At 75.6% G+C, this 25,088-nt stretch carries 22 protein-coding genes and 1 pseudogene; 7 read left to right on the top strand and 16 right to left on the bottom strand.

The window, feature by feature from the left end; all coding sequences use genetic code 11:
* Nucleotides 1–62 precede the first annotated feature (62 nt).
* Nucleotides 63–587, bottom strand: a complete 525-nt coding sequence (locus tag ACIA8O_RS12670; protein ID WP_396293687.1) for an NUDIX domain-containing protein — start codon at nucleotides 585–587, stop codon at nucleotides 63–65.
* 152 nt (nucleotides 588–739) lie between these two features.
* Here ACIA8O_RS12670 and ACIA8O_RS12675 point away from each other — a divergent pair, with 152 nt between their 5' ends.
* A complete protein-coding gene (locus ACIA8O_RS12675; RefSeq protein ID WP_396293688.1) occupies nucleotides 740–961 on the top strand; it encodes a hypothetical protein in 222 nt (73 codons plus the stop codon).
* A gap of 40 nt (nucleotides 962–1,001) precedes the next feature.
* Here the strand turns inward: ACIA8O_RS12675 and ACIA8O_RS12680 are convergent, their stop codons facing one another.
* From ACIA8O_RS12680 to ACIA8O_RS12695, 4 genes are all read right to left on the bottom strand, one after another.
* Nucleotides 1,002–2,132, bottom strand: coding sequence for an aminotransferase class I/II-fold pyridoxal phosphate-dependent enzyme (locus ACIA8O_RS12680; protein ID WP_396293689.1), 1,131 nt, complete (start codon nucleotides 2,130–2,132; stop codon nucleotides 1,002–1,004).
* Between the two features lie 108 nt (nucleotides 2,133–2,240).
* Nucleotides 2,241–5,126 (bottom strand): hypothetical protein, encoded by a 2,886-nt coding sequence (locus tag ACIA8O_RS12685; protein ID WP_396293690.1) that lies wholly within the window; start codon nucleotides 5,124–5,126, stop codon nucleotides 2,241–2,243.
* Entirely contained in the window at nucleotides 5,126–6,988 is a 1,863-nt protein-coding gene (locus ACIA8O_RS12690) for an HSP90 family protein (protein WP_396293691.1), read from the bottom strand. Before ACIA8O_RS12690 ends, ACIA8O_RS12685 begins: the two co-directional genes overlap by 1 nt.
* Before the next feature lie 53 nt (nucleotides 6,989–7,041).
* On the bottom strand, nucleotides 7,042–8,067 hold the full coding sequence (locus ACIA8O_RS12695; protein ID WP_396293692.1) for a hypothetical protein: 1,026 nt from the start codon (nucleotides 8,065–8,067) through the stop codon (nucleotides 7,042–7,044).
* 279 nt (nucleotides 8,068–8,346) lie between these two features.
* On the opposite strand from ACIA8O_RS12695, the gene ACIA8O_RS12700 reads away from it, so the two are divergent.
* The gene (locus tag ACIA8O_RS12700) at nucleotides 8,347–9,363 is read left to right on the top strand and encodes a glycosyltransferase family 2 protein (RefSeq protein ID WP_396293693.1); all 1,017 of its coding nucleotides are present in this window, start codon (nucleotides 8,347–8,349) and stop codon (nucleotides 9,361–9,363) included.
* A 103-nt stretch (nucleotides 9,364–9,466) separates the two neighbouring features.
* Complete coding sequence (locus tag ACIA8O_RS12705) at nucleotides 9,467–10,363, top strand: polyprenyl synthetase family protein (RefSeq protein ID WP_396293694.1); 897 nt, start codon at nucleotides 9,467–9,469, stop codon at nucleotides 10,361–10,363.
* Between the two features lie 8 nt (nucleotides 10,364–10,371).
* Here the strand turns inward: ACIA8O_RS12705 and ACIA8O_RS12710 are convergent, their stop codons facing one another.
* The 4 genes from ACIA8O_RS12710 to ACIA8O_RS12725 all read right to left on the bottom strand — a co-directional run bounded on the left by ACIA8O_RS12710 (nucleotide 10,372) and on the right by ACIA8O_RS12725 (nucleotide 15,839).
* On the bottom strand, nucleotides 10,372–12,051 hold the full coding sequence (locus ACIA8O_RS12710) for an FAD-dependent oxidoreductase (protein WP_396293695.1): 1,680 nt from the start codon (nucleotides 12,049–12,051) through the stop codon (nucleotides 10,372–10,374).
* Between the two features lie 238 nt (nucleotides 12,052–12,289).
* Nucleotides 12,290–12,934 carry a bifunctional 4-hydroxy-2-oxoglutarate aldolase/2-dehydro-3-deoxy-phosphogluconate aldolase gene (locus tag ACIA8O_RS12715; protein ID WP_396293696.1) on the bottom strand — a complete coding sequence of 215 codons (645 nt, stop codon included), beginning with the start codon at nucleotides 12,932–12,934 and terminating at the stop codon, nucleotides 12,290–12,292.
* The gene (locus ACIA8O_RS12720; protein WP_396293697.1) at nucleotides 12,931–14,532 is read right to left on the bottom strand and encodes an amidohydrolase family protein; all 1,602 of its coding nucleotides are present in this window, start codon (nucleotides 14,530–14,532) and stop codon (nucleotides 12,931–12,933) included. Before ACIA8O_RS12720 ends, ACIA8O_RS12715 begins: the two co-directional genes overlap by 4 nt.
* Entirely contained in the window at nucleotides 14,532–15,839 is a 1,308-nt protein-coding gene (locus ACIA8O_RS12725; RefSeq protein WP_396293699.1) for an alanine racemase, read from the bottom strand. Before ACIA8O_RS12725 ends, ACIA8O_RS12720 begins: the two co-directional genes overlap by 1 nt.
* 120 nt (nucleotides 15,840–15,959) lie before the next feature.
* Between ACIA8O_RS12725 and ACIA8O_RS12730 the strand changes: the two genes are divergently transcribed.
* The 3 genes from ACIA8O_RS12730 to ACIA8O_RS12740 are packed head-to-tail and all read left to right on the top strand — an operon-like array spanning nucleotide 15,960 to nucleotide 18,245.
* Nucleotides 15,960–17,006 (top strand): sugar kinase, encoded by a 1,047-nt coding sequence (locus ACIA8O_RS12730; protein WP_396293700.1) that lies wholly within the window; start codon nucleotides 15,960–15,962, stop codon nucleotides 17,004–17,006.
* Between the two features lie 49 nt (nucleotides 17,007–17,055).
* Nucleotides 17,056–17,808, top strand: coding sequence for an IclR family transcriptional regulator (locus tag ACIA8O_RS12735; RefSeq protein WP_396293701.1), 753 nt, complete (start codon nucleotides 17,056–17,058; stop codon nucleotides 17,806–17,808).
* A gap of 29 nt (nucleotides 17,809–17,837) precedes the next feature.
* The gene (locus ACIA8O_RS12740) at nucleotides 17,838–18,245 is read left to right on the top strand and encodes a RidA family protein (RefSeq protein ID WP_396293702.1); all 408 of its coding nucleotides are present in this window, start codon (nucleotides 17,838–17,840) and stop codon (nucleotides 18,243–18,245) included.
* A 7-nt stretch (nucleotides 18,246–18,252) separates the two neighbouring features.
* On the opposite strand, the gene ACIA8O_RS12745 is transcribed toward ACIA8O_RS12740, so the two are convergent.
* From ACIA8O_RS12745 to ACIA8O_RS12755, 3 genes are all read right to left on the bottom strand, one after another.
* On the bottom strand, nucleotides 18,253–19,350 hold the full coding sequence (locus ACIA8O_RS12745) for a Dyp-type peroxidase (RefSeq protein WP_396293703.1): 1,098 nt from the start codon (nucleotides 19,348–19,350) through the stop codon (nucleotides 18,253–18,255).
* Between the two features lie 197 nt (nucleotides 19,351–19,547).
* Nucleotides 19,548–20,309 carry a hypothetical protein gene (locus tag ACIA8O_RS12750; RefSeq protein WP_396293704.1) on the bottom strand — a complete coding sequence of 254 codons (762 nt, stop codon included), beginning with the start codon at nucleotides 20,307–20,309 and terminating at the stop codon, nucleotides 19,548–19,550.
* Nucleotides 20,310–20,399: 90 nt separating this feature from the next.
* Nucleotides 20,400–20,762 (bottom strand): hypothetical protein, encoded by a 363-nt coding sequence (locus tag ACIA8O_RS12755; protein WP_396293706.1) that lies wholly within the window; start codon nucleotides 20,760–20,762, stop codon nucleotides 20,400–20,402.
* Nucleotides 20,763–20,934: 172 nt separating this feature from the next.
* Here ACIA8O_RS12755 and ACIA8O_RS12760 point away from each other — a divergent pair, with 172 nt between their 5' ends.
* Nucleotides 20,935–21,291 carry a hypothetical protein gene (locus ACIA8O_RS12760; protein WP_396293707.1) on the top strand — a complete coding sequence of 119 codons (357 nt, stop codon included), beginning with the start codon at nucleotides 20,935–20,937 and terminating at the stop codon, nucleotides 21,289–21,291.
* A 6-nt stretch (nucleotides 21,292–21,297) separates the two neighbouring features.
* Here ACIA8O_RS12760 and cpt read toward each other — a convergent pair whose 3' ends face one another.
* From cpt to ACIA8O_RS12780, 4 genes and pseudogenes are all read right to left on the bottom strand, one after another.
* Nucleotides 21,298–21,840 carry a chloramphenicol phosphotransferase CPT gene (gene cpt, locus ACIA8O_RS12765; RefSeq protein ID WP_396293708.1) on the bottom strand — a complete coding sequence of 181 codons (543 nt, stop codon included), beginning with the start codon at nucleotides 21,838–21,840 and terminating at the stop codon, nucleotides 21,298–21,300.
* Between the two features lie 34 nt (nucleotides 21,841–21,874).
* A complete protein-coding gene (locus ACIA8O_RS12770) occupies nucleotides 21,875–23,863 on the bottom strand; it encodes a calcium-binding protein (protein WP_396293709.1) in 1,989 nt (662 codons plus the stop codon).
* 199 nt (nucleotides 23,864–24,062) lie between these two features.
* On the bottom strand, nucleotides 24,063–24,422 hold the full coding sequence (locus tag ACIA8O_RS12775; RefSeq protein WP_396293710.1) for a helix-turn-helix domain-containing protein: 360 nt from the start codon (nucleotides 24,420–24,422) through the stop codon (nucleotides 24,063–24,065).
* Between the two features lie 151 nt (nucleotides 24,423–24,573).
* Nucleotides 24,574–25,035, bottom strand: a pseudogene (locus tag ACIA8O_RS12780) (DJ-1/PfpI family protein); the annotation flags it as partial.
* Nucleotides 25,036–25,088 lie beyond the last annotated feature (53 nt).

Raw genomic sequence — 25,088 nt, forward strand, 5'->3', positions numbered from 1 at the left:
AGCTGAGCGTTCGAGCTGAGCGTTGACCACGGGCCCCGTCGGCAGTCGCCGGCGGGGCCCGTTCAGCTGTCGTTCGGGGGGAGGGTGAGGTAGACCGGGCGGCCGGTGCGGCGGGCCTCGGCGACGGCGCGCAGCACCCGGCCGCGGCGGGTGTCGGCGAGGGCGACCAGCTCCTCGGCGGGGCGCAGTGCGAAGCCGTCGTGCTCCACCGGGTCCAGGACGATCCGGGCGGTCTCCGCCTCGGTGATCACCCCGCCGTCGAAGAACGCGGCCATCCGCCACGGCCAGTGGCGCTCGGGGGCGGACCAGGCCAGCACGAGCAGGGGCGGTTCGGCGGCCGCACGGGCGGCGGCGGGCAGGAAGCCGAGCTCCTCGACGGTCTCCCGGAGGGCGCACGCGAGCAGGTCCTCACCCTCCTCCAGGAAGCCGCCGGGCAGCACGTACTGGTCCGGCCCCCGGACCGAGCGCAGGGCCAGCATCCGGCCGGCGGCGTCGGTGAAGAGCAGCCCGGCGCAGGCCAGGCCGTGGGGCAGCGTGGGCACGAACCGTTCCGGCGGGAGCCAGCCGGGCGGGAGGGAGGTGGGCACTCCGCCACGGTAACCGGCGGGGGCGCCGGTGCTGACGAGGCATCAGTGCCGTTGGGGAAAAGGATTAATGACCTGCGATCAAGACAGAGTCGGGCGTATGGTCATGAACCCCCTGAAGGAGCCCCCCGAAGGTGGAAGGAGGTACACCGGACATGGGAATGTTCAAGGACGCCCCGCCGCACGAGCACCCGGACTTCACCCAACTACGTTTCATGGCGGCGGGTTCGCCGTCCTGGTGGAAGCAGAACCGGCACAAGGTGTTCGCGGTGGCGGGTCTGCTGGCCGGTTTCTGGCTGGCCGGCCACCAGGACAGCACCCCCGCCGCCCCGGCCCCGGGCAACGCCCCGCCGACGGCCACCGCCCCGGCCCGCTGACCGGGGCACCGGGGCGCCGGGCCACCGGGCCGGCTGCGGCTCAGCGGGCGGCCAGCCAGTCGGTGAGGGCGGCCAGGGCGGGGGCCGGGTCGCGGCGGCCGAGGCCGATCCGGAAGCGGTCGGTGGGGGCCGGGGTGAGCTCGGAGCGGAAGACGGAGGCGGGGAGGAGCAGCACGCCGGCCTGTTCGACCAGCTCGGTGCAGAAGCGCTCCACGCCGTCCGGGCCGAGGTAGCGGGGGAAGGCGACGCAGCCGCCGGCCGGGGGGTGCCAGTCGAAGAGGCCGGGGTGGGCGGCGAAGAAGGCGTCGAAGAGCGGGCGGTTGGCGGCCAGGAGCGCGCGGTTGCGGGCCAGGATGCGGTCGGAGGCCTTGACCGCGATCCGGGCCAGCAGCTCGCCCGGGGCGGAGTTGCAGATGGAGGTGTAGTGCTTGGCCCGCTCCAGCCGGGAGAGCAGCTCGCGGTCGCGGCAGACGATCCAGCCGACCCGCAGGCCGGGCAGGCCGAGCGCCTTGGAGGTGACGTTCAGTGAGAGGGCGCTGGGCGAGAGGTCGGTGGCCTGCGGGAGGGTGGTGGCCGGGTCGGCCTCCAGGCCGCGGTAGACCTCGTCGCTGAACAGGCGGATGCCGCGCTCGTCGCAGAGCTCGGCCAGCGCGGCCAGGTCGGCGGCCGGGATCAGCGCGCCGGTCGGGTTGTTGGGGAAGTTGACCGAGACCACCCGGGTGTTCGGCCGCAGCGCGGCCCGCACCTCGTCCAGGTCCAGCGCCCAGCCCCTCGCCGGGTCGAGGGCCACGCCGGTCACCTCGCAGATCGCCAGCGGGACGGTCTCGGCGGCCTGGTAGTTGGGCGTGACCACCACGGCGTGGTCGCCGGGGGAGAGCAGCACCCGCATCGCCAGGTAGAGCGCCTCCTCGGCGCCGGCGAAGCAGAGCACGTCCTCGGGCCCGGCCAGCACGCAGGTCTCCGCGATCGCCTGCCGCAGGCCCGGGTCTCCGTAGGTCTCGGTGTACCCGAGGGTCAGTGCCTCCCAGGCCTCCCGGTCGGATTCGTCGGCCAGCTCCAGCAGCTCGGTCATCCGCATGCTCTGCGCGTCGGAGGCGGTCAGGTGGTACCGGGCGGTGAACTCCCAGCGGGAGAAGTACGTCTCCAGCCGGAAGTCGGGCAGTGCGGTCACGCGGCGGCTCCCAGGTGCTGATGCGGGGCGGACGGCCTCATCCAACACCGCAACGGCCCGGGCCGCCCCCGCGCAACGGCGGGGACGGCCCGGTCGGGTGAGGGAGGGTCAGTCCTCCTGCATGCGCTCCCGCAGGTCGGCCAGGATCCCGGCGGCCTCCAGCAGGCCGGCCCGGGTGCAGCGGTCGATCCCGGCCGTCAGGCGGGCCACCGCCTGCTCGGTGCGGCCGAGCCGGCCGCCCTCCAGGACCGCGGCCAGCCGGACCGACTCGGCCCGCGGGCCCTCGCCGCGCTCGGCCCCCGCCCCGTAGGCGGCGATGGAGAGCTCGGCCTCGGCCAGCGCCTCCTCGAACTTCTCGGCGATCGCGTACACCCGGGCCCGGGCGTCGTGCGCGGCCCCCTCCAGGTACCAGAAGTCCAGCTCCTCGCCGGACTCCCGGGCCGCCTCGCGGATCCGGTCGGACTCGGCCAGCAGGGCCAGCGCCTCCGGCAGGCCGTCCGGGCCCTGGTCGTTGACCGTGAGGCGGGCGAACTGCTGGAAGGTGTCGGCCAGTTGGCCGGTGCGCGGGGCCACGGCGTGCGAGGCCACGGCCCGGTCCCGGGCGGCCTTGGCGGCCTCCCAGTGCCCGGCCTCGGCCAGCGCGACGGTGGCCTCGCAGGCGACCATGGTGTGGATGTCCTGGTCCTCCCAGCCGGCCACCACGTCGGCCAGCTTCAGGTACTCCTCGGCCGCCTCGCGGTTCTCGTCCAGCGCGTACAGGCCGCGGGCCAGGTCCAGCCGGAGCTGGGCCAGCAGCCGCTCGTCCACCCCGTCGGTCTCCAGCAGGGCCGACTCCAGCACCGCGACGGCGTCCGCCGGGCGGCCAGACTCCCGCAGCTGGGAGGCCAGTTGGCCGCGGATCTCGGCGGCGCCGGCGGTGTCGCCGTCGGCGTCCAGCCGGGCCGCCGACTCGGAGAGGGCGCGGACCGCGCCGGCGTGGTCGCCGCCGTGCGCGTAGGCGTGGCCGAGCATCGCGTAGGTGGAGCCGAACGGGAAGCCGTCGTCGCCCCAGCGGTTGGCCTCGGCCAGCGCGCGGTGCAGCAGCGGGACGGCCTGGCCGGGCTCGCCCGCCTGGAAGCGCAGCTGGCTCAGCAGGCTGAGGGTGCGCGGGGTGTGCCACGGGGCCTCGGCCCGCTCCTGCAGCGCCAGCGCCTCGGTGGCGGCGGCCTCGGCCGGTTCCAGCTGCCCGGCCCGGCCCAGCGCGTCGGCCCGGTACATCAGCGCGGTGGCGGCGCGGTGCGGGTAACCGTGCGCCAGGGCCTGCGTCCGGTACGCCTCCACCTCGCGCTCGAAGGTGGCGGCGGCCTCCTCGGAGGGCTCGGGCAGCCCCCCGACCAGGCCGCGGTAGGCGGCCATGGCCCGGCACTGGCGGACCACCAGCACGTCCTCCGGGCCGGTGGCCCGGCCGGCCGCGAAGGCCTCCTCGGTGATCCGCAGGGACTCGTCCAGCACCGCCCAGTCGGCGGTCCACTCGTCGGAGGTGAAGTTGACCAGGGTCGTCCTGGCGCGCTGTGCGGCGGCCTTGTCCGGGTACCCGGCCAGCTCGAACTGCCGCTCCGCCTCCGCCAGTTCGGCGGAGGCCGCGTCGTCCTCGTCGCGGTCGAAGGCGTCCGAGGCGCGCTGCAGGGCGAGGTCGGCGAGCAGCCGCGCCTCGGGGCCGAGCTCTGCCGGGACGGCGGTCTCCCCGGCGGCCCGGCGCTCCGCGACCAGGTGCCAGAGCCGGTCCGCCTCCGGGTGCGCGGTGAGCCGCAACTCGCGGGCCCGCAGCACCAGTTCGGTGAAGTCCTCGGGGGCGGGCTCGACCGGCTGGGCCGGGGCGGCCGGGGCGACCGGTACGGCGGCACCCTGGCGGGCCCGCAGGCCGAGCGCCAGCGGCTCGGCGAGCAGCGGCTGCCGCTCCAGCCGCTGCCGGCGCCGGTCGCCGATCCGGCCGGTGCCGTTGCGCGCGTCGAAGCGGGCCGCCAGCTCCTCGGCCTCGCCGTGCACCAGCTCCAGCAGCCCGGCTACGGTGGCCGGCCCGCCGGGCGGGCCGCTGACCGCGAGCTCGCCGTGGCCCTGCCCGGCCAGGGTGGCCAGCAGCAGCTCCACGCCGGTCAGGAAGGAGAGGTGGGAGATCGGGTCGCCCTGGCCGGCCGCGAACAGGTCGCGGTTCTCGGCCAGGATCTCCAGGCCGCGCGCCGCGTTCCCGGAGAGCGCGCAGAACTCCAGGTGCAGGCCGATCTGGCTGGCGGCGTTGGACTTGCCGCGGGCCGCCCGGTACCCGGCCAGGTGGGCCGAACGGGCCTGGTCGGTCCGGCCGAGCCGCAGCAGCGGCAGCAGCGCGTCGGCCTGGCTGGTGTAGGGCTCCTCGGTGCAGGTGTCCCGGCCGTCGAGCACCGGGGCCCAGGTCTCCAGCGCCCGGGCGTCGTCGCCGCGGCGGACGTGGTACCGGGCCCGGGCGCGCAGCTCGCAGGCGTGGCAGTCGCTGTAGCGGGTGCGCGGGCGCCCGGCCCACAGGTCGTAGGCGTCCGGCTCGCCGTCGCCGGTGTGCGCGGCCAGGTGGAACCGCTGGGCGTAGTACGGCTGGAGGCCCAGCCCCTCGGTCCGGTACCGGTCGCGCATCTCGGCGTGCCAGCGCTCGATCGCCGCCAGCGGCACGTCCGGCACGCTGAGCAGGGCGCTGGCCACCCACTTGAACCGCCAGAACAGCTGGAGGCGGCTCCACTCGTTGAAGTCCTCCGGGTGCTGGTCCCAGAGCTTGAGGATGCGGGCGAAGACCACCGGGGCCTTGCGCGGCTCGGCGTCGTACTCGTACGCCTCCATCAGGTCGAAGAGCGCGAGCAGCAGCAGCTCGCGGTCCTCGAACTGCTCGGCGGCCTCGGCGAGTTCCTCGGCCTTGACGGTGCGGGGGCGGCCGTGCGGCTCGGCGTCGTTGTCGCGCAGCGCCTGGTGGAGCGCGTCCTTGGTGTCGGTCATCAGGACTCCTCGTGCGGCGCGGCCGACTCGTGGCCGAGCATGGCGTGGTCCAGCAGGCTGATGAAGGAGCGGTTGAGCAGGGCGCTCTCGCTCGACTTCAGCGGGCGGCGGGTGAGCAGCAGGGCCTGGCCGTAGAGCGCCTCCACGGCGGTGACCGCGAGCTCGCGGTGGCCGATGCCGGCGGCCCGGCGCACCAGCGGGTTGAGGTGGTTGAGCACCAGCTGGGCGCGGGGCACCTCGGACCGCAGCGAGCCCAGGATGTCGGCCCACAACCCGTCGGCCTCGTCGGCCAGTTGGGCCCGGTTGCGCTCGTGCCGGGCCTCCCGGTTGTCCAGCAGCAGGGCCGGGGCGCTGGCCGGGTGGAAGGTGCGCAGCACCACGTCGCAGTCGAAGCGGCCGACCACCTCGCGGGCCACCGCCAGGAAGGCGGCCGCGGCCAGCTCGGCGTCGGGGGAGACGGCGTCCAGGTGGGCGGTGACGGTGCCCGGGTCGAGGTCGGCCACCGAACTGCCGGGGCGGATCTCGGGCAGGCGGTGCACCAGGTCCCGGTCGTAGGTGTAGCCGCCGTTGACCACGCCGAGCCCGGCGGCGGCCGCGATCGGGGCCACCTGGCGGAACTCCTCGACGGTGCGGGCGACCAGCACCACCGGGTGCGCCCGGGCGAACTCGTCCAGCGTGACGTTGCCGTCGGTGGTCTCGAACGGCAGCCAGGGCAGCAGCATCCGCAGCAGCTCGTCGTCGTGCCTGGCAAGGGACTTGACGGCCAGGTGGTGCGCGCCGATGAAGCGGTGCAGCAGCGCCGGGTCGCTGGCCGACAGGCCGGTCAGCCAGTCCCGGATCCGGGCACCGAGCGCGTCCCGGACGGCGGCCAGGGTCTCGTCCGCGTACAGGCCCTCGCGGGAGGCGGTCGGGCGCAGGCTGTCGGCGTCCACCACGCAGCGGACGAAGAAGGCCCAGTCCGGCAGCAGCTCCGGCGCGGTGTCGGAGACCAGCATGCCCTTGAGGTGCACCCGGTGGCCGGCCTGACGGGACGGCGGCACCGCGTCGGGCAGCACGTAGGCCACGCCGCGCAGGCCGACCAGCGGCAGGTCCAGCTCGATGGAGTCCAGCGGGGTGAAGTCGAAGGTGGAGCGGCAGTACGCGGTGAGCGCCTCGCGCCGGGCCAGCGGGGAGCCGTGGGAGGCGGCCCACGGGGCGGGGGAGGGGTTGACCGGGATCTCCACCCCGCCGCCGTCGACCACGGTGACCTGGTGGCGCAGCAGGCTGCCGTAGTGGCGGGCCAGTTCGAGCACCCTGCCGGGCGTGGTCCACTCGGCGGCGTCCGCGCGCGGGCGCAGCGTCACGGTGGTGCCGGGCTCCGGCTTGGCGCTCGCGGGCAGGGTGGTGATGGTGTACCGGCCGTCGGAGCCGCCGCGCCACTCGATCACCGGGGCGTCCGGGGTCTTCGCCGAGCGGCTGACCACGGTGATCTCGTCGGCCACCACGAAGCAGGCCAGCAGGCCGATGCCGAACTGGCCGATGAAGTCGCCCCGGGCCTGGGCCAGCCCGGAGCCGTCCAGCCCGCCGTCGGCGGTCCGCTTGGAGCTGCGGCCGATGGTGGCCAGGAAGGTGTGCACGTCGGCCTCGCTGAGGCCCACGCCGCTGTCGGTGACGGAGAACTCCGCACCGGCCTTGATGGTGATCGTCGCCGGGGCGGCCGGGTCGAGCGCCTGGCGGGCCGAGATCGCGTCGACCGCGTTCTGCATCAGCTCGCGCAGGTAGACCCGCGGGCTGGAGTAGAGGTGGTGGGAGAGCAGGTCCACCAGGCCGCGCAGGTCCACCTGGAAGGTGTGCGCGCCGGGGGCGTTGTTGGTGGAGGACACCGGTGCTGGCTCTTTCGGTGAGAGGGGCGGGCGCAGGGAGGGCTGACGGCCGGTCAGCGGGCGCAGGAGTCGCGGAGCCGGGTGAAGGCCGCGACCGGGTCCCGGTCCAGGTACTGCCAGGGGAACTCGGTCACCGCGTCGTCCAGCTCCTCGAACAGGCGCCGGGCGTAGAACTTCTCGCCGACCATGGCGAGCGCCATCGCGAAGGTGTTGTGCGCCCCCTGCCAGCCGGGCTCGCGCTGGTAGCCGGGGTGGCCGACCGAGCGCTCGTAGGCCTCCCGCAGGTCGGCGACCACCTGACGGCTGCTCAGGTACCGCGAGTCCTCGCCGGGCTCCAGGTCCAGCCAGTGCTCCAGGTGGGCGAGCACCACCAGCTCGGCCAGCCGGCTGCCGACCGGGGCGGCCAGCATCGAGGAGCGGGCGAAGGCGTGCATCTGCTCGTGCGAGCCGCCCCACTTGCGGCAGGTCTGCTGGAGCTGCTGGGTGTACGAGGCCCGGTGGAAGGGGTAGCGGCGCACCGCGGCGTCGAACCGGGCCCGCACCACGTCGTGGCCCAGCGAGGCGCCCCGGCCGGAGACCTGCAGGAAGTACCACGGGGCGAGCCAGCCGGGCTCCCGCTCGGCCACCTCCAGCAGCTGCTCCTCGGCCTTCTCCAGCCGCTCGCCGAACAGCTTCCACTGCTCCTCGGAGACGTGCTGCGCCCGGGCGCCGGTGCGCGCCTCCCAGGCCCAGGCGACCTGGCGGGCGCCGGAGACCAGCAGGGTCAGCGCATCCGCCGGGTCGGCCGCCAGCGCGGCGTCCAGCGTGCGCTCCAGGCCCTCGGTGTCGGTCACCAGGTCGATCACCCTGGTCAGGTCGGCCTGGTCGTCCAGGGCGGCCAGCTCGGCCCGCAGCGCGGCCCAGCCGGCCGCACCGCCGGCCACCGCCGCCTCCGCCAGCCGGAGCAGCTCGCCGAGCCGAGGGTCCCCCAGGGTCGGGTCCAGCGTCGGCACCTGCTTGGAGCGCGCGGCCCGTCCGAACCCCCAGCCGGAGCGGCCCGAAGAGCCGTCACCGCCGGACCGCCGTCGGAATAGCGCCATGATCTCGTCCCCCGGGAGTCGTCCTCGGAACCTTCACCGGGCCGCCATGATCGGCGCCCGTGCCCGAATGAGTATCACGGGCCGCCCACAGGGCCGACGGCACCCCGGTCGTTCGGGCACGGGCCCGGGGAGGGCGGCGCCGGTCCGCGCGGACGGGGGCGGGCGGGAGGCGGACGGGAGGCGGGCGGGCGGAGCCGCGCGGCCGCTGTCATAAGCTGGGGCCTCCCGACTGATGCACCCCCGTGGCCGCCCGCCCCGCTCCGAAAGGCCAGCCAGCCGATGGCTCCCCAGCTCTCCGTCGTCGTCCCCGTCTACAACGTCGAGCAGTACCTGGAGGAGTGCCTCGACTCCATCGCCGCGCAGACCTTCACCGACTTCGAGTGCGTGATGGTGGACGACGGCTCGACCGACTCCAGCGCCGCCCTCGCCGAGCGGTACGTGGCCAAGGACTCCCGCTTCCGGCTGGTGCGGCAGGAGAACAAGGGCCTCGGCGCGGCCCGCAACACCGGCTACCGCAACATCTCGCCCGGCTCCACCTACCTCACCTTCGTGGACAGCGACGACACCGTGCCGTCCGGCGCCTACCGGCTGATGATCTCCACCCTGGAGCAGACCGGCTCGGACTTCGTCACCGGCAACACCCTGCGCCTGCGGATCGCCGGCCTCCAGCCCTCCGGCGCCCACCGCCGCGCCTTCGGCCGCACCCGGCTGCAGACCCACGTCAGCGAGTTCCCCGCGCTGCTCACCGACCGGACGGCCTGGAACAAGGTCTACCGCCGCTCCTTCTTCGACGCGGCCGGCGTGCTCTACCCCGAGGGCATCCTCTACGAGGACGCCCCGGTCAGCGTGCCGCACCACTTCCTGGCCAAGAGCGTGGACGTGCTCTCCGAGCCGATCTACCACTGGCGGATCCGCGAGGACGGCGCCTCCATCACCCAGCAGCGCACCGACACCCGCGGCCTGACCGACCGGGTGCGCTCGATGCAGCTGGTCCGCGAGTGGCTGCAGGCTCGGCCCGAGGCGAAGTTCCGCGAGGAGTACCTGGCCGCCTACGACGCCAACTGCCTGACCGAGGAGATCCCGATGTTCTTCTCGACCGTGCCGGACGGGGACGCCAACTACCGTGCGGCGTACCAGGAGAGCGTCAGCCGGCTGCTCCGGGAGATCGGGGTGGAGAAGCTGGAGGGCCTGCGCCCGCTGCCCAAGCTCAAGTACCGCCTCACCCTGGAGGACCGGATGGACAGCCTGGTCACCCTCCAGCGCCTGCACCGTCGCTACCGCAAGCTGCGCGGCTGACCCGCGGGTGTCCTCGGTCGAGGCGCTGCTGCGTGCGGCGGGTGAGGCCTGTGAAGGGCAACTGCGCAGCTGGGTACGGGAGTTCGACGGTATTCCGGGAGAGGTGGCGGCCTATCAGTTCGGCTGGGCGGGGGCCGGGGAAGGCGGAAAGGCCGTCCGGGCCGCGCTGACCCTGGCCTGCGCGCGGGCGGTCGGCGGCGACGCCCGGTCGGCCGTGCCGGCCGCCGCCGCGGTCGAGATGGTGCACAACCTCTCGCTGCTCTACGACGACGTGCTGGACGGCGATCCGGTGCGCCGTCACCGGGACGCCGCCTGGCGGGTGTTCGGCCCCTCGGCGGCCGCCCGCGCCGCCGACGCGCTGCTGCTCACCTCCTTCGACGTGCTCACCGGCCCGGACGGCACCCCCGGACCGGTGGCCCGGGAGGCCTCCGCCGCCCTGCTGGAGACCCTGGTCGCGCTCGCCGTCGGGGAGGGCCTCGACCTGGTCTTCGAGCGGCGGGACGCGGTCTCCCTGGAGGAGTGCCTGGAGATGGTCGAGGCCAAGACCGCCTCGCTGTTCGCCTGCGCCTGCCGCCTCGGCGCGCTCTACGGCGGGGCCGGATCGGAGGCGGCAGCCGGGTGGGCGGCCTTCGGGCAGGACCTCGGGACGGCCTTCCAGATGACCGACGACCTGCTCGGCATCTGGGGCGATCCGGCGGTCACCGGCAAGCCGGTCTTCGCCGACCTGGCCCGCCGCAAGCTCTCGGTCCCGGTGGTGGCCGCCCTCACCTCCGGTACGCCGGAGGGCGCGGAGCTCGCCCGGGAGTACCGCCGCCCGCAGGCCCGGCCCGAGGAGCTGGCCCGGCTGGTGGAGCTGGCCGGCGGCCGCCGCTGGACCACGGACCGGGCCGCCGCCCACGCCGCCGCGGCCCGCACCCGCCTGGCCGGGCTCACCGGCGACCCCGACGCGGCGGCCGAACTCGCCCTGCTGGTGGCCTTGGTGGTCGACCGCGAGCACTGACCGCCCGGCTAAGCCCTCGGCTCCCACGGGGCCGGGCCGTCCAGCAGGTGGGGGCGGCCCTGGTGGTACAGCTCGGCGTCCACCTCCTTCAGCCGCCGCAGCTCCTCCGGCTGGTGGAGCCGGTGCACCTCGGCCGGGTCGGCCGGGTGCCCGGCGGCCTCCAGCAGGGCGTTGACCGCCAGGCGGGCCGCCTGGTTGGCGCCCTCCATGGTGGCGAGGTTGACCGGGCAGCGGACGTGGTCGCCGGCCATGAAGAGGTTGGGGGCGGCGGTGACGGCGGACGGGCGGGCGGCCCAGGAGCCGGTGGTGTTGATGAGCAGGGCCTCGTCGTTGACGGCCGGGCCGGGGCCGTCCAGGCCGCGGACGGCCGGGTCCAGGTGCCAGGAGTGCAGCAGGCCGGGGTGCAGCCCGGGGCGGCCGGGGCCGTTCAGGCCGTCGCAGAGCTGGGCCCAGACCTCGGCGGCGACCTCGGCCCGGGTGCACTCCCGGGCCGGCTTGCCGTACAGGACGCCGGGGGTGTCCCAGGCGGAGACGTCCACCGAGAGGCAGTCCGCCACCGTGCCGTCCCCGTAGGTGGCCCGGAAGTCGTGGTCCCAGAACTGGGCCTGGCTGATCGAGGTCAGGGCCCAGGGGGAGTCCAGGAAGAGCACGTGGCCGCGGACCACCGGCACCGGCTCCCGCAGGTAGAACTGGATGCCCACCATCCAGTCGGTGCGCAGCTCGGTCACGCTCTTCAACTCCGGGTCGGCCGCCGCGAGTCCGCGCTCCAGCAGCGGGCCGAGCCGGTCCACCGGCAGGGCGCAGACGTACCAGTCGGCGGTGAGCTCCTCGCGTTCGCCGTGCGGCCCGCGCAGTACCGCGCCGGTGACCGCGCCGCCGGAGACGGTCAGCCGCTCCACCCGCCGGCCCAGCTCCAACCGGACGCCCAGGGAGGCGAGGTGACGGACCCACGGGTCGATCCAGGCGGTGCTGGTCGGGCCGTTCAGCACCCGGTCGGCCGGCTGCACCTCGCCGCGGCCGAGGAAGCCGTAGCAGAACGCCTCCAGGAAGCCGCCGACGGTGTGGGTGCTGCAGACCTCGGCCCGGGCCGCCACCACGGTGCGGGTGGTGCCGACCACGCAGGCCTTGCGGTACTCCTCCGAGGCGCCGTCGGCCCGGCTGAAGTCCCACCAGGAGGTGGACTCCCACTGGCCGAGACGGCGCTCCTCGCTGCTGGTGATGTACACCAGCAGGCGGTTGGCGTAGTAGAGCAGTTCCTCGGAGCTGAGCCCGGTGCCGCCGGTGCCCAGGCCGATGGCCCGGAGGAACTCCAGCGGGCTGCGCGCCCCGGCGGCCGACGAGACGTCGGTGAGGCGCTCGCCGATCCGGCCGGAGCGGGCCGAGAGCATGTGGGTGGCCTCGCGGAGGTTCCCCGCGACCCCGTCGGGCCGCCCGGCGAACGGGATCCGGCGCAGGGTGTCGGGGAGGCTGCGGTAGAAGCCGGGGAAAAACCGGAAGCCGTGCTCGCTCGGCAGGTCGAGCCGTCCGCCGGTGCCGGTGCCGGGCACCGAGGAGCTGCGGGCCTTGCCGCCCCAGCCGGTGGGTTCCACCACCGTCACCTCGAAGCCGCGCTCGGCCAGTTCCGTCGCCGCCGTGAGCCCGGCCACCCCGCCGCCGAGCACCGCCACCCGTCCACCCCTGGCCGCCACCGTCCGGTCCCCCCGCTCCGTGCCCGCCCCCGCGCGGGGCGCTCCGGGCTCGATTCGATCATGTGGGGAGGAATCGTCGGAACGGCCGGGTGGCCCGTTCCGGGGCGGAACCGGAACGGCGGGGCGGACGCGGGGCCCGGCGAACCCTCCCGCGACGGCGGGCGCTCCGGGGGAGGACACCAGGGCCGGGCCGGCCGGAACCTGCTGACCCCGTGCGCCGCGGCCGCCCGACGGCCCGTCAGCTCCGCCGCAGTGCCTCGGTGAAGGCCTTGGCCCGGCGGGTGATCTCGGCCCAGTCCCCGGCCGCGACCGCCGCCGGGGGCACCACGTCGGTGCCCGCGCAGACGGCGAGGGCGCCGTGGGCCAGGAAGTCGGCGGCGTTGCCCGCGTTGACCCCGCCGGAGGCGACCAGCGGCACGCCCGGGTAGGGGCCCTGGAGGTCCTTGAAGTAGCCGGGGCCGAAGGCCTTGGCGGGGAAGACCTTCACGGCGGCGGCGCCCAGGTCCAGCGCGGCGGCCACCTCGGTCGGGGTGAGCGCCCCGAGCAGCACGGGCGCTCCGGCCCGGTGGGCGGCCTCCGCCACCTCGGCCCGCAGCCCGGGGGTGACCAGGAAGCCCGCCCCGGCGTCCAGCGCCTGCCGGGCCTGTTCGGCGGTGAGCACGGTGCCCACCCCGACGGGGTGCCCGGCGGCCGCCGCGCGGGCCAGGTGGGTGGTCACCTCCGGGGTGGTGAAGGTGAGTTCGGTCCAGCCGATGCCGCCGGCCGCGAGCGCCTCGCAGAGTGCGGCGGCGTCGGGTATGCGCGGGGCGCGGACCACGGCGATCACCGGGTCCTCGGCCAGCGCGGCGCGCAGGCCCTCGGGGGAGAGTGCGGTGGTGGTCATCGGGCTCGGGTCCCTTGTTCGGTGCGGCGCAGGGCGCGGCCGGGCAGTGCGCCGGTCGGCCGGCCCTGCGAGAGGACGGGGCGGCCGTTGACGTAGACGTGCTCGATGCCGACGGCGGGGGTGCGGGGGTGGTCGAAGGTGGCCGCGTCCCGGACGGTCTCCGGGTCGAACAGCACCAGGTCGGCGTGGAAGCCGGGGCGGACCAGCCCGCGGCGGTCCAGCCGCAGCCGCCGGGCCGGGCGGCCGGTCATCCGGGTGACCGCCTGCTCCAGCGTCAGTACGCCCAACTCCCGGCCGTAGTGGCCGAGGTAGCGCGGGAAGGTGCCCCAGGCCCGGGGGTGCGGGCGGGCGCCGACCAGCAGGCCGTCGCTGCCCGCGGTGTGCGCGGGGTGGGCCATCACGGCCCGGACGTTCTCCTCGTGGCCGACGTGCTGGAGGATGGTGGTGGCCAGCCGGTCCGCCAGCAGCAGGTCGAGGAACACCTCGGTGCCCGGCTTTCCTTCGGCGGCGGCCAGTTGGGCGACGGTACGGCCCACCCGGTCGGCCAGCGCGGGCTCGCCGACCCCGGAGACCTGGATGGTCTCCCAGTCCGTCACCACCCCGTGGCAGCCGTCGCTGCCCTTCTCCTCCACCTCGATCCGCACGCCCTCCCGGACGGCCGGGTCGGTGAGCCGGGCCAGGGTGGCGTCCGGGCCGCCCTCGGTGGCCCAACTGGGCAGCAGGGCGGCCAGGGTGGTGGAGCCGGGCAGGTAGGGGTAGCTGTCCAGGGTGAGGTCGACCCCGTCGGCCAGCGCCCGGTCCACCAGCTCCAGCAGCTCGCCGGCCCGGCCCCGGTTGACCCCGAAGTTCATCGTGGCGTGCGTCAGGTGGAGCGGGCAGCCGGACCGCCGGGAGATCTCCACCATCTCCGCGTACCCCTCCAACGCGCCCGCGCCGTACGAGCGTTGGTGCGGCGCGTGGAAGCCGCCGTAGTGGGCCACCACCTCGCAGAGCGAGACCAGCTCCGCGGTGTCCGCGTACATCCCCGGGGTGTACGTCAGCCCGGTGGAGAGCCCGACGGCACCCTCCGTCATGCCCTGCGCCAGCAGTCCGCGCATCCGGCTGAGCTCGGCGGGCGCCGGCGGGCGGTTCTCCCAGCCCATCGCCAGCATCCGCAGCGAGCCGTGCGGCACCAGGTAGCAGGCGTTGACCGCGATGCCCGCGTCCAGGCGGTCCAGGTACTGGCCGACGCTGCGCCAGTTCCAGTCGAAGCCGTCCGGATCGCCGTTCCAGCCAGTGAGTTGGCGGCGCAGGGCGGGCAGGGTGGCCTCGTCCACGGGGGCGTAGGAGAGGCCGTCCTGGCCGAGCACCTCGCAGGTGACGCCCTGGGTGACCCGGGACGGGTGGGCGGGCTCGGCCAGCAGCCGCAGGTCGGAGTGGGCGTGCATGTCGATGAAGCCGGGGGCCAGCACCAGGCCGTCGGCGTCGATCACCTGACGGGCGGTCAGGCCGGTGCCGATCTCCTCGACCAGGCCGTCGGTGACGGTGACGTCGGCCCGGTACCGGTCGGCGCCGCTGCCGTCGACCACGGTGGCGCCGCGGAAGAGCAGGTCGGCCATCAGAAGAAGGTCCGCACCAGGCCGGTCACCAGCGGCTCCGGCGCGTCGGCGTCGTCCAGCACCGGGATGAGCTGCCACTTGTCGAAGGCGGTGCACGGGTGCGAGAGGCCCAGCCGGACCACCGCGCCGACTGGGGCGGCCTCGCCCGCGTCGCGCAGGAAGGCGTGCTGGTCGTTCAGCGCGGTGACCACGGCTCCCTTCAACTCCCCGCCGCCCCGGACGAGTTGCGGCTCGGGCAGGCCCTCGTCGTAGGGGAAGTCGCGCTTGCCGCCGTCCAGCAGGCTCAGCTGCGGCTCGGGGTGCGAGACCACCCGGGCCCAGCCGTGCATGGCGGAGCGGAACGGGCGGCCCCGGCCGTCCCGGGCCAGCGGGGAGATGCCCCGGTAGAAGCCGTCGTCGTGCACCAGGTAGGCGCCGGAGCGCAGCACCAGCGGGGCGCCGCCGACCTCCCGGGCGACGGGGGCCAGCTCCTCCACCACGGTGTCGAAGTAGGCACTGCCGCCGGCCGTCACCAGGGGGTGCGGGCCGGGGTAGTCGTCGGCCAGCGAGCGGTGCAGGTAGGCGAGTTGGCGCAGGTAGTCGCGGACGGTGTCCAGCCCGGCGGTGGTCGCGTCGTGGGCCAGCGCGCCCTCGTAGCCGCCGACCCCGGCGAGGCGCAGGGTGGGCGAGCGGAGCACCTCGGCGGCCACCTCCAGGGCCTCCGGGACGCCCCGGGCGCCGGTGCGGCCGCGCGGGCCGCCGAGCTCGACCAGCACCTCCACCGGGCGTTCGGCGGCGGCGGTGCGCAGCGCCCGGTCCATCAGCCGGACACTGGCCACCGAGTCCACCCAGGAGACCACGGCGAACTCCGGGTCGGCGGCCAGCTCGCCCGCCAGCCAGGCCAGCCCGCCCGGGTCGAGCAGGGTGTTGGCCAGCAGCACCCGCTGTACGCCGAAGGCCCGGGCGACCCGGAGCTGGGAGAGGTTGGCCAGCGTGATGCCGTGGCAGCCGGCCTCGATCTGGGACCGCCAGAGGGCGGGGGCCATGGTGGTCTTGCCGTGCGGGGCCAGCGAGACCCCGGCCTCGTCGCACCAGGCGGCCATGGTGCGCAGGTTGTGCGCCAGGGCGCCCGCGTCGAGCGTGAGCAGCGGGGTGCCGAGCCGGGTCAGGCGCGGTGCGGTGGCCAGGTACTCACGGACCGTCAGGCCCCAGGCGGCCGGCGGCAGCGCCTTGAACCGCCAGTCCAGCCTCTCCTCGTCGAGGGCGGCCACCAGGCCGCCGTCGATCCCCGGTCCCTCGCTGCCGGTCGCGTAGCACTGCGGGCCCACTGCGGTACCTCCGATGAAGTTGCAACATGTGCAACGTGCATTGCGCATGTTGGTAGGACGGTTCTAGCATTCGGGCCGGGCGCAGTCAACGGACCGCCCGGTCACAGGGGAGTGCACACCATGACTGTTCACCACGGGGGAGCCGGAACGCCCCAAGCGGTCTGCCTCGGTGAGTCGATGGCGGTGCTGCTGCCGGACCGTCGGGGGCCGCTGGACACCGTCGACTCCTTCGCCCCCGCCGTCGGCGGCGCCGAGTCCAACGTCGCCTGCGGCCTGGCCGCCCTCGGCGTGCCCAGCGCCTGGGTCAGCCGGGTCGGCGCGGACGGCTTCGGCCGCCGCCTCACCGAGGAGCTGGCCGCCCGCGGGGTGGACGTCTCCGGGGTGCTCACCGACCCCCACCGCGCCACCGGCGTCTACCTCAAGGAGACCGGCGGCACCTCCCACCCGCACGACCTCGGCCCCGGCCGCAGCCGCCTGCACTACTACCGCACCGGCTCCGCCGCCTCCGCCCTCTCCCCGGCCGTGCTCGCCGAACCGGCCGTCGCCCGCCTGCTCGACGGCGCCCGGCTGCTCCACCTCTCCGGCATCACCCCCGCCCTCTCCGACAGCTGCCTGGCCCTGGTCCGCGCCCTGCTCGCCGACCGCCGCCCCGGACGCCTGGTCAGCTTCGACCTCAACTGGCGCCCGGCCCTGTGGCGGGACCGCGACCCCGCCGTGCTGCCCGCCCTGCTGGACGCCGCCGACGTGCTGCTGCTCGGCGCCGACGAGGCCGAGGCCGCCTTCGGCGTCGGCGACCCCGGGAAGCTGCGCGAGCTCTTCCCCTCCCCGGAGGTGCTGGTGGTCAAGGACGCCGCCCACCAGGCCGGCGCCCTGGCCAAGGACGGCACCGTGGTCACCGAGCCCGCGCTGGCGGTGGAGGTGCTGGAGCCGACCGGCGCCGGCGACGCCTTCGCGGCCGGCTACCTGGCCGGCACCCTGCGCGGGCTCGGCGCCCGCGAGCGGCTGAGGCTCGGTCACCTCTCCGCCGCCTCCGCCCTCACCACCCCCGGCGACCACGGCGTGCTGCCCCCCGGGCGGGTGATCACCGCCCTGCTGGCCGCCTCGGCACAGGAGTGGGCCGCGACCAGGGTGACGGCGGATGGCATCGTGTCCCCTGTCCTTCCCTGACGTGCACCACGGAGCTGACCACCATGGACCTGACCACCGCGGACCCGGCATGAGCCAGACCGTCACCCGCGCCCTGCGCCTGCTCGCCGAACTCGGCGAGGGCGAACGCTCCCTGGACCAGCTCGCCGAACTGATCGGGGTGCACAAGACCACCGTGCTCCGCCTCCTCCAGTCCCTGGAGGAGGAGCGCTTCGTCTACCGCGACGCCGCCTACCGCTACCACCTGGGCGCCGGCCTCTTCGCCCTGGCCGGGCTGGCCCTGGAGCAGCGTGGCATCCGCGCGGTGGCCGCCCCGCACCTGCGCGAGCTCAACGCCGCCACCGGCCAGACCGTCCACCTGGCCGCCTACGAGGGCGGCGAGGTGGTCTACATCGACAAGTACGACTCCCGGCACCCGGTGCGGATGTACTCCCGGGTCGGCCTGCGGGCCGCCCTGCACAACACCGCCGTGGCCAAGGTCCTGCTTGCCGACCTCCCGCTCGCCGAACGGCGCCGGGTGGTCGAGACGATCGAGTTCACCCGGCACACCCCCCGCACCATCACCGACCCGGCCGCCCTGCTCGCCGAGCTGGACGTGGTCGCGGCCCAGGGCTGGGCCCAGGACCACGCCGAGCACGAGTCCTTCATCAACTGCGTGGCCGCGCCGGTCCGGGACGCCACCGGGCGAGTGGTCGCGGCCGCCTCCATCTCGGTGCCGGACGTGGTGCTCCCGTACGAGCGGGTGCTGGAGCTGGTGCCCCAGCTGCGGGCCACCGCCGCCGCGATCTCGGCCGACGCCGGGCTGCCCCCCAAGACCCCCTGATGGTTCCTCAGCAAGGAGACCCCGAGAAGATGTCAGAGAAGACCGAGATCCGCACCGACGGCGCCCCCGCCCCCGCCTGGATGTTCTCCCAGGGCGTCCGCAAGGGCCCGATCCTCCAGGTCTCCGGCCAGGGCCCGCAGGACCCGGCCACCGGCGAGTACCTCCACCACGGCGACGTGAAGGCGCAGACCCGCCGCACGCTGGAGAACGTCAAGGCGATCGTCGAGGCCGGCGGCGGCACCGTCGAGGACGTGGTCATGTTCCGCGTCTACCTCACCAAGCGCTCCGACTTCGCCCTGATGAACGAGGTCTACGCCGCCTTCATCGAGGAGAACGTCAAGCCGGGCGGGGTGAAGCCCTGCCGCACCACGATCTTCTGCGAGCTGCCGCAGGAGCCGATGCTGGTCGAGATCGACGCCCAGGCGGTGCTCGACTGACCGCCGGTCAGAAGACGGGGACGCCGTCCGGCCCGGCGGGCGGCACCCAGCCGACCGCCGAGGCCCGGTGCTCGGTGAAGGCGGACAGCGCGTCCTTCTCGGCCAGGCGCCGCTGCACCCGGACGAAGTGCTCCGGGTCGCGCAGGTAGGCGCAGAACACCAACCCCTCGTCCCCGGGGCCGTCCTGGTAGCCGTAGCCCAGCCGGAGCATCCGGGCACCGCCGTCCTGGCGGGGGCTGGCCTGCCGGACGTGGGAGGTGGCGGGCACCACGTACGCGCCGTCCGGGTACTTGGCGTACAGGTCCGGCTCGTCCTGCTCGGTGCTGCCGCCGAGCGGGCTGCCGTCCTCCTTGCGGCGGCCGAACACCTCCTCCTGACGCTCCGTCGGGAGGGCCGCGAAGCCGGCCGTGTCCATCGCGATCCGCCGGTACACCAGGTGGCAGCCGCCCGCGTACGGGCCCTCCGTGAGCCAGATCCGGTCACGCTCGGCCGGGGCGGGGTTGGCGGTGCCGTCCTTGAAGCCGAAGAGGTTGCGCGGCGTCTCGCCGGGCGCGGTCGCCGGAAGGGCCCCGGCCTGCCGCCAACGGGGCGTCAGCAGCCCGGCCGCCCGGCGGTCCAGCGCCGCCGCGGCCTCGGCGAGCCGCTCCGGCCCCTCGGCCCCGCAGAGTTGGATCAGCACGTCCGCGCCGCTGCGCGCCGGGTCCAGCCGGTCGCCCGGGAAGGGCGGCAGCTCGGCCAGGGCGGGGGCGTTCAGCGGCAGGCGGTGCAGCGCGCCCGGGCCGAGGGCCAGCGCGGCGCGCGGGTTCCCGTCCAGGGAGCGGGTCCAGGCCGCGCACAGGGCGCGCAGGGCGGCCGCGCCGGAGTGGCCGGTGACGGCCTCGGGGAGGTCGTAGGCGAGCACCAGGGTGTGGGGCGACTGCCGCTCGGTGAGCAGGAGTTGCGGCGTCGCGGCCGAGGCCGGCCCCGGTGGGGGCGGCGCCTCGGCCGTCGTCCTGGTGGGCCGGGGCGCGGTGGCGGCGAGGGCGGCCCCGGCGGTCAGGGCGGCGGCGCCGCCCAGGATCAGGCGCCGGGGGAGCGGCCGGTGGCCGGACGGGGAGGAGTGCACGGTGGCGATTGAACCCGCTGGGCGGGGCCGCTGCGAGTCGCGCGCGGCCGCCGTGTCGCCGGGCCCGGCCCGGCCCCGGGAGCCGGGTGCGGTGCGCAATCGCGGGTGCCCGGGCACCTGGGCGCTCCCGTCGGTGGACCCCGGGCGGTGGGGGATTCCGCCCGTCCGGGCGAGCGTGCGCTGGTCCGTCCGGGCACTCACGGCGAGGGCGCGGCCGTGGGCCGGCCGGTGACCTCCCACGGCGTCGCCGGTACCCGCTCCGGCGCCCGACGCCCCGTCAGGTCCACCGTCACCGGCCGGGCCAGGCCGTCCACCCGCAGCTGGAACCTGCGCAGGTTCCCGTCCGCGTCCACCCAGTAGGAGAGCCGGGCCTCGCCGTCCGCGTCCTCCCTCGGCAGCGGGCCCGAGAACACGCCGTAGACGTGGCCGCCGTCCAGCCGCTCGTCGCGCAGCCAGCGGGCCCCGGCCCGGGCGAGCAGCTGGGCGTTGTCGGGACGGTCGGCGCCGAGGGCCATCAGGACGCGCAGGGCCGCGTCGAGCGGGTCGGTGGTGTACGTGCGCGCCGACCAGGCGGCGGGCGGCATCGTCTCCGCGGCGCGCGCCGCCTCCGGCACCGTCCTGCGCGTCCCGTCCGGGGCCACGCCCAGGCCGGTGGTGTCCCAGGCGACCAGCCCGGCCGCTCCGGTGGCCGACGTGTACGCCCCGACGGCGTGCCCCGTCCGGTAGTCCACCAGCCCGCGCACCTCCGTCCGGGCCTCGCCGTCCGGGACCTCCACCTCGACCACGACCGGGCTCGCCGCGTAACTGGTCAGCCGGGACAGCGCCAGCCGCGCCGCCTCGTCCGTGGTCACCGGCCGGCTCCGCGCCGCCCCGCCGTCACGGGCCGCCACCCCGCCCACCACCGCCGCGACCACCAGTCCCGTCCCGGCCACCGCCACTGCCGCCCTCTTGCCGCGCACCGCACACCCCTCGCCTCTCGCCCGCCGGGCCGCCAGTTCAGCGCCCGGTGGCCGGTGCGGCAAAGGAACGCGCCCCGTACGGCGGCCGGTTCACCCGCTCGGGCCCCGTACGGCGGAGGCGTCGAGCAGCACCTGGTTCCGGGTCCAGCAGTCGGACTCCCGGGTGCCGACCTCGGCGCCGCAGGCCGCGCAGACCAGGTTGGGCCCGTCCAGGCCGTCGAGCCGGCAGCAGCCGTTGAGGCGGTCCTCGTCCGGGTGCGGCGCCGTGCCCGGCAGGTCGTCGGGGTGCAGCACGAAGCGGTCCGGCGCCTCGACGGTCATGAAGGTGCCCCGCACCATCACCGGCTTCGCGATCCCGCGCCGGTCCCGCTGCCCGGCGTCACGGGCGGGCTTGGCCCGGCGGACCTCGGCGGTCAGGGGCGCGGCGCAGGCCAGGCAGGCGAAGACGGTCATCCCGGCATTCTGCCAGCGCGCCGTCCCGGGGCCGCGGGCCACCGCCCACCGGGGAGCGCGGAGCAGCGGCCGGGCCGGGGGCGCCTCACCCAACTCCGCTGCGCCGATCCTCTCCTGACGCACCGACAGCCGGCCGCCGGGGTCTGTCGGTGCCCCGCCGTACGGTCCCGGCATGGATACCACCACCGCCCCCGCAGGGGCCCGCACCTGCCCCGACACCGCCGGCCACCCCGGCCTGGACGGTGCTCCCGTGACCTGGATCACCCCCGCCCTCTGGGCCGCCCTCACCGCCCTGGCCGCCCACCTCGACCCCGCCTCCACCGCCGCCGACCCGGACACCGCCGCCTGCCACGCGCTCCGGCTGGTCCTCGCCGCCGCCTACGACACCAGCGACCCCGGCGAACCGCGCGGCCAGCTCTACGTCACCCCCTCGGTCGCCCAACTCGGCCACCGGCCCGTCTGGATCCACCGCTCCCGCCCCGACGGCCCCCTCACCGCCCGCTTCCCCACCGACCCCTGGCCGGACTGACCCCGGTCAGCTCCCCAGGACCCGGGCCGCGATGGCGGCGGCGCAGTCGGCCGCGGCGGTGCGGGTGGTGTCGACCTCCAGGTCGTAGCGCACGCCCACGTGCACCAGCTCCGCCTGCTGCGCCGCCATCCCCTCGGTCCGGTCGCCGCGCAGCCGTTCCCGCCGGGCGGCCTCCCCGGCCTCGCAGCGGACCCCGACCCAGAGCGCCTCCGTCCCCTCCAGGGCCTGCTGCCAGCGCAGTTGGGAGGCGGCCTGGCCGAGGAACACGTCGTCGACCACCACCCGCGCCCCGGCCCGCGCGGTGGCCACCACCCCCGCCGCCCAGGCCGCCTCCAGCACCCGGAACTCCGCCCCGACGTCCACCCCGCCGTCGGCGGCGAAGGTGATCCCCTCCTCCTCCCCGTCCCGCAGCCGCGCGGGCAGCGCGTCGACGAACCCGTCGATCCCGAACGCGAGCCAGGGCTCCGGCAGGACCTCCTGCAACTCCCGCACGATGCTCGACTTCCCGGAGCTGGAACCGCCGTTGAGGATGATCACCCGAATCGTCATGCCCTCACCGTACGGCTGCCGGCACGGGCCGCCGCTACGGGCAGCCGATGCGGGTGTCGGACGGGTCGGTGGTGCAGGTGTCGGTGCCGGGGCCGCCGTTGGCGGTGTCGTTGGCCGGGGTGTTGTCGACGGTGTCGAGGCGGTCGTTGCCGTAGTTGCCGGTCAGGGTGTCGTTGCCGGGACCGCCGTAGAGGGTGTCGTCGCCGTAGCCGCCGTCGGGGCGGTCGTTGCCGGAGCCGCCGTAGACGGTGTCGTTGCCGCCGCCGGCGTAGATGACGTCGTCACCGCCGAAGGCGCAGATCACGTTGTTGCCGCTGGTGCCGGTGAGGGTGTTGGGGCCGCTGGTGCCGAGGATGGTGCAGCCGAGCGCGTTGTTCACCGGGGTGGCCGGCCGGGCGGTGTTGTCGGCCGTGGCCGGGTCGGGTTCGGTGGCCGTCACCTTGGCGGTCTGGGCGAGGGTGCCGAGGGCGGTGGGCTCCACCGTCACGGTGACGGTGGTCCGGGCGCCCGGGGCGAGGGTGCCGAGGGCGCAGGTGGCGCTGGTCGCGGTCCGGGTGCAGGAACCCTGGCCGGGGGTGGCCGAGAGCAGGGTGCCCGGGCCGGTGAGAGTGTCGGTCAGGGTCACGGCGGTGGCCGTGACGGGGCCGGCGTTGGTCACGGTGTAGGTGTGCGTGCCCTGGTCACCCAGGCTCACGGCGCCCGGTCCGGCCGCCGTCACCGCCAGGTCGGCACCGGAGGGAGGCGGCGGAGGCGGGCTTCCGCCACCCTCGTAGCCCGCCAGGGCGAAGTCGGACCCGCCGGTGCCGACGGCCACGATCGTGCCGTCGGACCGCAGGGCCACGCCTGACGCCACGTCATGGCCGCCGAAGTCGGTGACCGCGCGTCCGCCGGTGCCGAAGGTGGGGTCGAGCACGCCGTTGGCGGCGTAGCGGGCCAGGACGAAGTCGGAGCCGCCGGCGCCGACGGCCGCACCGGCGACCAGCAGGCGGCCGTCGGGCTGGAGCGCCAGTGAGTAGCCGGTGCCGCTGCCGCCCTGGAGGACCTTGCCGCCGGTGCCGAAGGTGGTGTCCAGGGTGCCGTTGGCCTGGTAGCGGGCGAGACCGAAACCGGCCCCGCCGGAGCCCGCGGCGACGATCCGGCCGTCGGGCTGGACCGCCACGTCGTACGCGGTCTCGTAGCCGCCGAAGTCGGTGACCACGGTGCCGCCGGTGCCGAAGGTGGTGTCCAGGCTGCCGTTGGCGTGGTACCGGGCCAGACCGAAGTCGAAGGCGGTGAAACCCGTGTAGCCGGCCGCGACGATCCGGCCGTCGGGCTGGACGGCGAGGCCGTACGCGATGGTGCCGAAGCCGGTGGCCACCGTGCCGCCGGTGCCGAAGGTGGTGTCCAGGCCGCCGTCGGCGTTCAGCCGGGCGAGGGCGAACTCGCCGCCCCGGTGGCCGGCTCCGACGATCTTGCCGTCGGACTGCAACGCCACCGCGAGACCGGAGTCCGCGCCGCCGGTGCCGAAGTCGGTGACCACGGTGCCGCCGGTGCCGAAGGTGGTGTCCGGGCGGCCGTCGGCCTGGTACCGGACCACCGTGAACCAGCAGCAGCCGTTCTCCGGCACCTCGCTGGTGCCGATGGCGACGATCCGGCCGTCCGGCTGCACGGCCACGGCTGACGCGGCGTCGGCGCCGCCCGCGATGTCGGTGGTCACCCGGCCGCCGGTGCCGAAGCCCGGGTCCAGGGCGCCGTCCGGGTTGTAGCGGGCCAGCGCGAAGTCGCCGTTGCTGCTGCCCGCCACGACGATCCGGCCGTCGGGCTGCAGGGCGACGTCGTCGGCCTGGTCCTCGCCGCCCGGCCCGAAGTCGGTCGTCACCTTCCCGGCGGTGCCGAACCCGGGATCCGGGCCGCCCGGCGCGGCCGTCGCGGCGGAGGGCAGCACGAGGGCGAGCACCAGGCCCGCCACCGCCGCCACCCCGGCCCGGTGTCTCCGGACACGTCGTCCGGACAGTCGCTGCAGACCGACGGGGAACGCGGACATCTGGCCCACTCTGCCTCTCCGCACCGAGGACCACGGAGCGTTCGGCGGTGGCCCGTGCGGTGGCGGGCGGCTGTGGGTGCCGCGTCCGCCCCGGGGCCGACCGGCGCGTGGGCCACTCGGCAGACGACGTGCGGTGACGCCGTACAGGTAGGACGTACTTGCTCCCAGCCTTCCCCTCGCGCGAGCACCCGTCAATCCGTTACCGGCGGAAATCGGGCAGGCCGGCGCTGCCGTTGAACGTCTCGCGGTACGTGCTCGGCGGGACCCCGACGTGCGTCTTGAACAGGGTTCGGAAGTTGGCCGGGGTGCCCAGGCCACAGCGGCGGGCGATGGCTTCGACCGTGAGATCGCCGGAGGTGAGGAGTTCGCGGGCACGGGAGAGCCGGGCATCGAGCAGCCAGCGCATGGGTGGTTGGCCGGTGTCGGCGTGGAAGCGGCGGATCAGGGTCCGTCGGGACAGACCGGCCCGGTGCGCCAACTGGTCGACGGTGAGCGGTCGGTGGAGGTTGCGCAGCGCCCAGTCGTACAGGGCGGGGACGGCCGACGACCCGGGCCGCACCGGCAGGTCGATGAACTGGGCCTGGCCGCCGGTGCGGTGCGGCCACCAGCATGCGGGCCTGCCGGTTCGCCAGGTGCGGACCGTGGTCGCGGCGGATGAGGTGGAGGCACAGGTCCAGGCCGGCGGACACCCCGCCCGAGGTGAGGACCTGGCCCTCGTCGACGTACAGGTCCTCGGGCACGACCGTCACCCGGGGGTACCGCCTGGCCAGTTCCCGTGCGTACAGCCAGTGCGTGGTGGCCCGGCGGCCGTCGAGCAGGCCGGCGGCGGCGAGGGCGAACGCACCGGTGCAGATGGACGCGATGCGGGTGCCGCGGGCCGCCGCCTCCGCCAGTGCACCGGTCACTGCGGCGCCGGGCACGGTCGACTCCTCGTAGCCCGGGACGATCACGGTGTCGGCGGACGCCAGGCGGTCCAGGCCGTGCGCGACGTGCAGGGCGGGGCCGCCGTGCACCTGGACGGGGCCGGGCCGTTCGGCGCAGACCGAGAGCGTGTAGGGCCCGTCCGGCCAGCTTCCGAAGGTCTGCCAGGGAATCCCGAGGTCCAGCGCGAGGACGTTCTCGAGGGCGAGCACGACCACGTGGTGCGTCTCGCCCGAGGCCTGACCGGTCATGGCACGATGCTATCGCCGCATGGCACGCGTGCCACTGCCGGAGGGGCCCGACG

Source organism: Kitasatospora sp. NPDC051853 (assembly GCF_044452665.1).
In the GTDB taxonomy this organism is placed as follows: domain Bacteria; phylum Actinomycetota; class Actinomycetes; order Streptomycetales; family Streptomycetaceae; genus Kitasatospora.